A 9,989-nucleotide genomic window follows, 5' to 3' on the forward strand; every position below is an offset into this window, starting at 1 on the left:
AAAGGGCGTCAATATGCCGATTTTTTATACTTTTGTCAATGAAAAATTTGTGTTGATTTCGGTGAGACACAACCGAAAGTAAGTATCGTTATTTTTACAAGCTCTTTCAATATGGGCTCACACAAACGATGTGCGGCGGATTTTATCAGTTTTTTTTCACGGAATATAGCGTAAAAACAAAATTTCTATACAATTAGGCAAAAATTTTAGGGTAGAGAAGAATATTTTGAGTAAACGACTTTTAAAATCTAGCATTGTTGTTAGTTCTATGACTTTATTATCTAGAGTGTTAGGTCTTGTTCGCGATGTAGTTATCGCTCATCTCATTGGTGCAGGCGCCACAGCGGACGTTTTTTTATTTGCTAATCGTATCCCAAATTTTCTTCGTCGTTTATTCGCTGAAGGGGCTTTTTCACAGGCTTTTGTACCTGTTCTCGCAGAATATCAAAAATCTGGTGATATTAATAAAACCCGTGAATTTATTGGAAAAGTTTCTGGTACCCTTGGGGGATTGGTCAGTATTGTTACAATCCTCGCAATGGTTGGATCGCCTGTCGTTGCTGCTTTATTTGGGATGGGCTGGTTTACCGATTGGATAAATGATGGCCCAGATGCACATAAATTTGAACAAGCTTCCCTTTTACTTAAAATAACTTTTCCTTATTTATGGTTTGTTACTTTTGTGGCACTTTCTGGTGCGGTGCTTAACACGATTGGGAAATTCGGCGTGATGTCCTTTTCACCAGTGTTATTAAATATAGCGATGATTGCCACCGCACTTTTTCTTGCACCACAAATGGATAACCCAGATCTTGCACTCGCTATCGGGATTTTTCTTGGCGGATTATTACAGTTTTTATTCCAAATTCCATTTATGAAACAAGCTGGTTTACTAGTGAAACCCAAGTGGGCTTGGCGGGATGAAGGCGTAACCAAAATTCGTAAATTAATGATTCCAGCTTTGTTCGGGGTTTCTGTAAGTCAAATTAACTTGCTACTTGATACGGTTATCGCTAGTTTCTTAATGACTGGCTCTATTAGCTGGTTGTATTATTCCGACCGCTTACTGGAATTTCCTCTTGGTTTATTTGGCATTGCGATTTCTACCGTAATTTTGCCAACGCTTGCTCGCCACCACGTTAATCGTGATGGCGATTCAGATAAAAGTGCGGTTGATTTTCGTAATACAATGGATTGGGGCGTGCGAATGATTTTATTACTTGGCGTTCCCGCAGCCATTGGTATTGCGGTATTGGCTCAACCGATGTTACTTACGCTCTTTATGCGTGGAAATTTCATGCTAAATGATGTTCATGCCGCCTCTTATTCTTTATGGGCATTTAATGCAGGTTTACTTAGCTTTATGTTGATTAAAATCCTCGCCAATGGCTATTACGCCCGCCAAGATACCAAAACGCCAGTAAAAATCGGCATTATTGCCATGGTGAGTAATATGGGCTTTAACCTATTGGCGATTCCTTTCAGTTATGTGGGTTTAGCTATTGCTTCAGCAATGTCGGCAACCTTAAATGCTTATTTGCTTTATCGTGGTTTAGCTAAAGCGGATGTATACCATTTTTCACGTAAAAGTGCGGTCTTTTTTGGAAAAGTTTTATTGGCTGCAATCGCAATGGGGGCAGCAGTTTGGTATTACGTGCCTGAAATCAACCAATGGGCGAAAATGGATTTCTTCATGCGTGTTTATTGGCTTGTTTGGTTGATTGTATTAGCCGCAATAGTTTATGGCACAACGTTGATTTTATTAGGCGTTCGCAAGCACCATTTGCTGACAAAAAACTAACTTCTCGCTATAATGCCGAAATTCTCTTATTTTCATGGATAAGGACATGCAATTAATTCGTGGGCTTCATAATGCAAATCGTGTTTTACAAGGTTGTGCGCTAACGATCGGCAACTTTGATGGTGTGCATTTAGGGCATCAAGCAGTTCTCCGCCATTTGCGCCAAAAAGCTGACGAATTAAATTTACCCATGGCGGTATTGTTATTTGAATCACAGCCGCGTGAATATTTTATGGGAGAAAATGCACCAGCGCGTTTAATGCGTTTGCGTGACAAAATTTATTATCTCGAAAAGGCTAAGGTTGATGTCGTAATTGTGGCGAAATTTGACCGCACTTTTGCCGAACAACCAGCTGATGTGTTTATTGAGCAAACGCTTGTTAATCATCTACATGTGAAATTTTTAAGCATTGGCGATGATTTCAAGTTCGGCTCAAAACGCCAAGGCAATTTTGCAATGTTGCAAGCAGCTGGTCAGCGTTTCGGTTTTATTGTTGAAGATAACCGTAGCTTTTGTCTAGATGAACAGCGAATTAGTAGCACTGCAATTCGCGAAGCGTTAGCGAATGATGACTTACAACTTGCAGAAAATTTACTCGGTAAACCTTATCGTATTTTCGGGCGTGTGATCCATGGTAATAAGTTAGGCAGATCAATAGGATTTCCAACGGCCAATATTCGTTTACATAGACAAGTCAATCCAATCAAAGGCGTTTATGCCGTAAAAGTGCGGTTGAAGTCAGGCGAGATTTTTAATGGCGTCGCCAACATGGGAAAACGCCCAACTATAAATGGATTAATGCAATTATTAGAAGTTCATTTGTTTGATTTTTCTCAGAATATTTATGGCCAAATGGTGGAAGTCGAATTCTGCCACAAGATTAGAAACGAGATTAAATTCCCGTCTTTTGATGATTTGAAAGTACAAATTGAGAAAGACGTAGAAACTGCGAAAGCGTTTTTTTAACAGTTAATTTTAAAATGTAAAAATTGGAAAATAAAATGACAGTCGATTACAAAAACACTCTTAACCTACCGGAAACCAGCTTTCCAATGCGCGGTGATTTAGCTAAGCGCGAACCTGATATGTTGAAAAATTGGTACGAGAAAAATCTTTACCAAAAAATTCGTGAAGCGAGCAAAGGCAAAAAATCTTTTATTCTGCATGATGGCCCTCCGTATGCGAACGGCAATATTCATATCGGTCACGCCGTTAATAAAATTCTGAAAGATATTATTATTAAATCTAAAACGGCGTTAGGTTTTGATTCACCTTATATCCCGGGTTGGGACTGTCATGGTTTGCCAATTGAATTAAAAGTAGAAGGTTTAGTAGGTAAACCAAACGAGAAAATTACAGCAGCTGAGTTCCGTCAAAAATGTCGCGAATATGCTGCAGAACAAGTAGAAGGTCAGAAAAAAGACTTTATCCGTTTAGGTGTGTTGGGCGATTGGGATAATCCTTATTTAACGATGAACTTCGACACCGAAGCAAACATCATCCGTACTCTTGGTAAAGTGATTGCGAATGGCCATTTATACAAAGGCTCAAAACCAGTTCACTGGTGTTTAGACTGCGGTTCTTCTTTGGCTGAAGCAGAAGTGGAATACGAAGACAAAGTTTCTCCGTCTATCTATGTTCGTTTTCCTGCCGTAAGTGCGGTCGAAATTGAAGAGAAATTTAACGCAGTAGGCAAAGGCCACGGCAAATTATCTGCGGTGATTTGGACCACCACACCTTGGACAATGCCATCTAACCGTGCGATTGCGGTAAATGCAGACTTAGAATACAACTTAGTACAACTTGGCGACGAGCGTGTGATCTTAGCCGCTGAATTAGTTGAATCCGTAACGAAAGCGGTGGGCGTAGAACAAGTTAAAGTGTTAAGTTCAGTAAAAGGTCAAGCGCTTGAGTTAGTACGCTTTAACCATCCGTTCTATGATTTCACTGTACCAGTAATTTTAGGTGATCACGTGACCACTGATGGCGGTACAGGTTTAGTTCACACCGCACCAGACCACGGTTTAGACGACTTTATTGTTGGACAAAAATATAATTTACCAATGGCTGGTCTTGTATCGAATGACGGTAAATTTATTTCAACGACTGAATTCTTCGCAGGCAAAGGTGTATTTGAAGCCAATCCATTGGTTATTGAAAAATTACAAGAAGTGGGCAACTTATTAAAAGTTGAGAAAATCAAACACAGTTACCCACACTGCTGGCGTCACAAAACCCCGATTATTTTCCGTGCGACCCCACAATGGTTTATCGGTATGGAAACACAAGGTTTACGTCAACAAGCCTTAGGTGAAATCAAACAAGTTCGCTGGATTCCAGATTGGGGTCAAGCGCGTATCGAGAAAATGGTTGAAAACCGCCCAGACTGGTGTATTTCCCGTCAACGTACTTGGGGCGTACCGATGACGTTGTTCGTGCACAAAGAAACCGAAGAACTTCATCCGCGTACTTTAGAGCTACTTGAAGAAGTGGCGAAACGTGTAGAGAAAGCTGGTATTCAAGCATGGTGGGATTTAGACGAAAAAGAATTATTAGGTACGGACGCAGAAACCTATCGCAAAGTGCCTGATACCCTTGATGTATGGTTTGACTCAGGATCAACCTATTCTTCAGTTGTCGCAAATCGCCCAGAATTTAATGGTCAAGATATTGATATGTATTTAGAAGGTTCTGACCAACACCGTGGTTGGTTTATGTCTTCTTTAATGCTTTCTACGGCAACGGACAGCGAAGCACCGTATAAACAAGTATTAACCCATGGTTTCACCGTGGATGGTCAAGGCCGTAAGATGTCAAAATCTATCGGTAACATTGTGACCCCACAAGAAGTAATGGATAAATTCGGTGGTGATATTTTACGTTTATGGGTCGCTTCTACCGACTATACGGGTGAAATGACCGTTTCTGATGAGATCTTAAAACGTGCAGCGGATAGCTATCGTCGTATTCGTAACACCGCTCGTTTCTTATTAGCGAACTTAAATGGTTTTGATCCAAAACGTGATTTAGTCAAACCAGAAGAAATGATTAGCCTAGATCGTTGGGCGGTAGCTTGTGCGTTAGATGCACAAAAAGAAATTAAAGACGCGTACGATAACTATCAATTCCACACTGTGGTACAACGTTTAATGCGTTTCTGCTCTGTGGAAATGGGCTCGTTCTACCTTGATATTATCAAAGACCGTCAATATACAACTAAAGCGGATAGCCTTGCGCGTCGTAGTTGTCAAACTGCGTTATGGCATATTGCTGAAGCATTAGTTCGTTGGATGGCTCCGATCTTATCTTTCACCGCCGATGAAATTTGGCAACACTTACCACAAATCGAAAGTGGTCGTGCAGAATTCGTATTTACTGAAGAATTCTATCAAGGCTTATTTGGTTTAGGCGAGAATGAAAAATTAGATGATGTTTACTGGCAACAACTCATTAAAGTTCGTTCAGAAGTGAACCGCGTATTAGAAGTCGCGCGTAACGATAAAGTGATTGGTGGCGGTTTAGAAGCAGAAGTGACCGTTTATGCGAATGACGAATATCGTGCATTGTTAGAACAATTAGGCAATGAATTACGTTTCGTGTTAATTACCTCAAAAGCTGAAGTGAAAGCATTAGCAGACAAACCTGAAGATGTGGCTGCGGGTGAGTTAGAAGGTATTGCAGTGAATGTAGCTCGTTCTAACGGTGAAAAATGTCCGCGCTGCTGGCATTATTCTGACAAAATCGGCGTGAACCCTGAACATCCAACACTTTGTCCACGTTGTGTAGAAAATGTGGCGGGTAATGGTGAAGTACGCCATTTTGCATAATTAAATTTGTTGTAAAACAGAAAAGTGCGGTTGATTTTAACCGCACTTTTTTACTTTTGTACAAAAGGAAGTAGAGATGATGTTAGGAAAAGAAATGATTCGCTCAAAAACAATGTGGTTTTATCTCTTATTGCTTGTTTTCTCCATTTTTACCAATATGGGGTTGGGTAATGTATTAAGTGAGAATATTCCCGTTTCAGATTACGCAATTTTATTTGTTATCACGGCGATTTCTTTTTATTTCACCCCTTGGATTGGGCGAATATTAATCACTGTATTATTCCTCAGCGCGATATTTTATTGTTCTGCTGGTTTTTTCTATGGTATTCCATCTTTAGGTATTATCGCTTCTGTTTATGAAACGAATATTAATGAAACTTTGGAATACTATACAACCATTCCTTTTTGGATATTTTTATTTCAAGCTACTTATCTCATTCTGTTTGTTGTTTTAATGAAATTAAGTTTTCATGCTAAACGACAAGCATTTAAATGGCTAAATACTGTTGCTATCGGCATATTATTAGTTTTGTCTTACAATCAATTTTCTGATTGGAACTATGCGTATAAATTCCGTTTTTATCCAGTTCTTTTCTACTCAGAATTTGATCGTATGAATGATCTGTATTTAGAACAACGAGATTTTCTAAATCAATCTGTCAATGCGCCTTCTCAATGGGATATTCAATCTTTTACGCCAAAATATAAAAATTATATTTTGATTATCGGTGAAAGCATGCGAAAAGATTATATGTCGTTATATGGCTTTCCACTGAAAACCACGCCATTTTTAGAAAGTGTGAAAGGCACAGTTTTTGAAAATTATTATTCTGCGGCACCAAATACGCAACCATCCTTACAACGCACCTTATATCGAGCAGATAAAGGGGAAACGGTTTATACGGATAATATTATTTCTTTAGCCAAAAAAGCGGGCGTGAAAACCTATTGGATTTCTAATCAAGGCAAAATTGGTGAATTTGATACGATGGCCTCTCGTATTGGTCAAAGTGCAGATGAAACGATTTTTATGAAGCCGTTAGGTTATAACTCTAAAAAAGTTTATGACGATGAAATGTTACCTGTATTAGATAAAGCCTTAAAAGAAAATATTACGAATCCAAAATTAATTGTGATTCATTTAATGGGTTCACATCCCGCCTTTTGTGAGCGTCTTCCATACGAGGTTAAAAATTATTTTATTAATCAATCTATGTCTTGTTATTTAGAATCGATTAAATATACCGATCAGTTTTTAGAAAAATTAAATTCACAATTGGTAGCACAAAATGAGCCCTATTCGGTGATTTACTTTTCTGATCATGGGCTTGCTCATTATGAGGATTCTAAAGGTTTATCATTGCATCCAAATAATCTTTATAAACAAGATTATGAAATTCCTTTCGTTATGTTTTCGAGTGATAGCCAAAAGGTAGAAAAAATAAAAACGCCACAATCTGCATTTAATTTTGTTTATGGTTTTGCTGATTGGATGGGAATTAAGGAAAAACATTTACAAGACGTGGATTTTTTCCGTCCTGAAAAACAGGAAATTAAGGTATTTGATTGGAAGAAAGTGGTGAATGTTAAAGAGTTAGCTGATGATCCAGCAAAATTACCAGAAGCCGTTCAGTAAATGAGATCGTGCTTTATCATTTATCGGCTTATGCTAGAATTAACGAAATTTTTTTAAAAGGGAAATATTATGTCCAAAAAATCAGGGCTTTCATTTTTATGGTTAAGTGCGGTCGCTTTCGTGATTGATTTGCTCACTAAATATATTGTGGTGCAAAAATTTGATTTGTATGAAAGTGTTAATGTGTTGCCTGTTTTCAATCTTACCTATGTTCGCAATTATGGCGCGGCATTTAGTTTCTTAGCGGATCATAGTGGCTGGCAACAATATTTCTTTATTTTGTTAGCGTTGGCTATTTCTGGCATGTTGGTTTATTTTTTAGCAAAAAATAATGCTCAACAAAAAATCCAAAATTCTGCTTATGCACTCATTATTGGAGGGGCGTTAGCGAATATGGTGGATCGCGCTTACAATGGTTTCGTCGTGGATTTCTTTGATTTCTATTGGGATATTTACCATTATCCAGTGTTTAATATCGCCGATATCGCCATTTGTATTGGCGCAGGTTTGTTGGCATTGGATGCTTTTAAGAGCGAAAAGAAAAAAGTACAAGATAAACAAGCAGAAAAGTGCGGTCAGAAATGAAGATAATTTTAGCGAATCCACGAGGATTTTGTGCCGGTGTAGATCGTGCCATTAGCATTGTTGAACTAGCCTTAGAAATTCATGGCGCTCCGATTTATGTTCGTCACGAAGTGGTGCATAACCGATTTGTTGTGAACGGATTGCGTGATCGTGGTGCGATCTTTGTGGAAGAATTAGGCGAAGTACCTGATGGCGCGATCGTGATTTTTTCTGCGCATGGTGTATCTCAAGCTGTTCGACAAGAAGCGAAAGATCGTAATCTCAAAGTATTTGATGCAACCTGTCCTTTGGTAACAAAAGTGCATATGCAAGTTGCTCGTGCAAGTCGAAAGGGAACAAAAGCGATTCTGATTGGGCATAAAGGGCATCCTGAAGTTGAAGGCACAATGGGGCAGTATAGCAACGAAGATGGCGGGATTTTCCTGATTGAAAAAGTAGAAGATATTGCACGTTTGCCGATGCAAGAAAATGATGATTTAACCTTTATGACGCAAACAACTTTATCGCTAGATGATACAGCAGAAACTATTGCTGCATTAAAGGAAAAATATCCCGCTATTCAAGGTCCACATAAAAACGATATTTGTTATGCGACAACCAATCGTCAAGAAGCGGTGCGAGAATTGGCAAAATTATCTGATTTGGTATTGGTAGTTGGTTCTAAAAATTCATCAAATTCAAATCGCTTAGCTGAATTGGCTTCTCGTATGGGGGTTAAATCACAGCTTCTTGATGATCCTTCCGATATTCAAGCTGATTGGTTTAATGATGTGAAAACCATTGGGATTACAGCCGGCGCGTCTGCACCCGAAGAATTAGTTCAATCGATTATTTCCCGCTTAAAAGAGTTTGGTGCGAATACCATAGAAGAACTACAAGGTTTAGAAGAAAATATGTTCTTTGAGGTTCCAAAAGAGCTGAGAATAAAAGAAGTTAACTAATCTTAAGGGCTTGTCGTAAATGATAAGCCCTTTGTTTTTTCATTCAAATTAAGAATTTTTGCGATCTGAATCGCAAAAGTGCGGTAAGAATCTTGAGCGTTTTCTTGAAAGCATAAAAAATGGCTGTGTTGATATGCTCATCAACATGTTCATATTATAAAAGGAAACCTCTATGAAATTAATGAAAACATTATTTACTTCGGTGGTATTGTGCGGGGCTTTGGGTGCGTCTTCAGCTTTTGCTGAGGAAAAAGCTGCGGAGCAGGCTGTTCAACCTGTTGTAGCAACTCAAACTGAGGCTCAAGTTGCACCGGCTACTGTGAGCGATAAATTGAATATCAATACGGCAACCGTTAGTGAAATTCAAAAAGCCTTAACAGGAATCGGTGCTAAAAAAGCAGAAGCGATAGTGCAATATCGTGAAAAACACGGTAATTTCACGAGTGCTGAACAACTATTAGAAGTGCAAGGGATTGGTAAAGCAACACTTGAAAGAAACCGTGATCGAATCACCTTTTAATTTTAAAACCGCTTATAGATGCCCTGTTTTACAGGGCTTTTTTATTGTGCACTTTAAGCCATTTTTGCATTTGTTCAATTTCCGCTTGTTGTGCGTGAATAATATTCTCAGCAAGCTTACGCATCTCTGGATCTTTTCCGTATTTTAATTCAACTTCCGCCATTTTTACTGCGCCAATATGGTGTGGCAACATACCTGCTGCAAAAGCAACATCAGGATCTTGATATTGCATAGCAGCCATCATGTCCTGATGCATTTGAGTCATACCTTGCATTAATTCTTGTTGCATTGCAGAACCTGTCGGCATTGGCATATTCATGTGTGCTTGATGCGGTTGTTCATTAGCTTGGGCACAAATTGAAACTGCAGCAGCGCTAAGTGTGATAAAAGTCATAAGTTTTTTCATGTTTTTCTCCTATGTGATAACTGAATGAGCGCGAATCATAAACCTTGATCTAAGGTTAAAGTCAATATTTATTCCGAAAATTTTTGGTGAGATATTAAAATAAGACAATATTTGATATGAGGGACAGAATTACGAAGCAAAGATTTGTACTTGCCACGGGCAATAAAGGTAAAGTAAAAGAAATTGTAGATGTATTAGCTGATTTTGGTTTTGAAGTCATTGCTCAGACAGATTTAGGCATTGAAAGCCCAATCGAATCACCTTTTAATTTT

The 9,989-nt window shown here is 38.6% G+C and carries 8 protein-coding genes; 7 read left to right on the forward strand and 1 reads right to left on the reverse strand.

Annotated elements, in window-relative coordinates:
- The first annotated feature begins 226 nt into the window (after positions 1-226).
- The 7 genes from murJ to KP713_RS05960 all read left to right on the forward strand — a co-directional run bounded on the left by murJ (position 227) and on the right by KP713_RS05960 (position 9,311).
- Positions 227-1,801: a murein biosynthesis integral membrane protein MurJ gene (murJ, locus tag KP713_RS05930; protein WP_215770119.1), complete on the forward strand. Its 1,575-nt coding sequence runs from the start codon at positions 227-229 to the stop codon at positions 1,799-1,801.
- Positions 1,802-1,847: 46 nt separating this feature from the next.
- Positions 1,848-2,768: a bifunctional riboflavin kinase/FAD synthetase gene (ribF, locus tag KP713_RS05935; RefSeq protein WP_215770120.1), complete on the forward strand. Its 921-nt coding sequence runs from the start codon at positions 1,848-1,850 to the stop codon at positions 2,766-2,768.
- Between the two features lie 35 nt (positions 2,769-2,803).
- The gene (gene ileS / locus KP713_RS05940; RefSeq protein WP_215770121.1) at positions 2,804-5,629 is read left to right on the forward strand and encodes an isoleucine--tRNA ligase; all 2,826 of its coding nucleotides are present in this window, start codon (positions 2,804-2,806) and stop codon (positions 5,627-5,629) included.
- 76 nt (positions 5,630-5,705) lie between these two features.
- Positions 5,706-7,265, forward strand: a complete 1,560-nt coding sequence (locus KP713_RS05945) for a phosphoethanolamine transferase (protein ID WP_215770122.1) — start codon at positions 5,706-5,708, stop codon at positions 7,263-7,265.
- Between the two features lie 69 nt (positions 7,266-7,334).
- Complete coding sequence (lspA, locus tag KP713_RS05950) at positions 7,335-7,850, forward strand: signal peptidase II (RefSeq protein WP_048952698.1); 516 nt, start codon at positions 7,335-7,337, stop codon at positions 7,848-7,850.
- Positions 7,847-8,791 carry a 4-hydroxy-3-methylbut-2-enyl diphosphate reductase gene (gene ispH / locus KP713_RS05955; RefSeq protein WP_048952697.1) on the forward strand — a complete coding sequence of 315 codons (945 nt, stop codon included), beginning with the start codon at positions 7,847-7,849 and terminating at the stop codon, positions 8,789-8,791. Before lspA ends, ispH begins: the two co-directional genes overlap by 4 nt.
- Before the next feature lie 172 nt (positions 8,792-8,963).
- Positions 8,964-9,311 carry a ComEA family DNA-binding protein gene (locus KP713_RS05960; RefSeq protein WP_048952696.1) on the forward strand — a complete coding sequence of 116 codons (348 nt, stop codon included), beginning with the start codon at positions 8,964-8,966 and terminating at the stop codon, positions 9,309-9,311.
- A gap of 28 nt (positions 9,312-9,339) precedes the next feature.
- On the opposite strand, the gene copM is transcribed toward KP713_RS05960, so the two are convergent.
- A complete protein-coding gene (gene copM / locus KP713_RS05965; RefSeq protein ID WP_048952695.1) occupies positions 9,340-9,717 on the reverse strand; it encodes a CopM family metallochaperone in 378 nt (125 codons plus the stop codon).
- Positions 9,718-9,989 lie beyond the last annotated feature (272 nt).

Origin of the sequence: Haemophilus sp. SZY H36 (assembly GCF_018829625.1) — a bacterium.
Classification (GTDB): domain Bacteria; phylum Pseudomonadota; class Gammaproteobacteria; order Enterobacterales; family Pasteurellaceae; genus Haemophilus; species Haemophilus haemolyticus_K.

What these genes read in the sequence shown, in the direction of transcription:
- lspA (WP_048952698.1), top strand. Translation starts at nt 7,335, where the DNA reads ATGTCCAAAAAATCAGGGCTTTCATTTTTATGGTTAAGTGCGGTCGCT.
- KP713_RS05960 (WP_048952696.1), top strand. Translation starts at nt 8,964, where the DNA reads ATGAAATTAATGAAAACATTATTTACTTCGGTGGTATTGTGCGGGGCT.
- KP713_RS05945 (WP_215770122.1), top strand. Translation starts at nt 5,706, where the DNA reads ATGATGTTAGGAAAAGAAATGATTCGCTCAAAAACAATGTGGTTTTAT.
- ribF (WP_215770120.1), top strand. Translation starts at nt 1,848, where the DNA reads ATGCAATTAATTCGTGGGCTTCATAATGCAAATCGTGTTTTACAAGGT.
- ispH (WP_048952697.1), top strand. Translation starts at nt 7,847, where the DNA reads ATGAAGATAATTTTAGCGAATCCACGAGGATTTTGTGCCGGTGTAGAT.
- ileS (WP_215770121.1), top strand. Translation starts at nt 2,804, where the DNA reads ATGACAGTCGATTACAAAAACACTCTTAACCTACCGGAAACCAGCTTT.
- copM (WP_048952695.1), bottom strand. Translation starts at nt 9,717, where the DNA reads ATGAAAAAACTTATGACTTTTATCACACTTAGCGCTGCTGCAGTTTCA.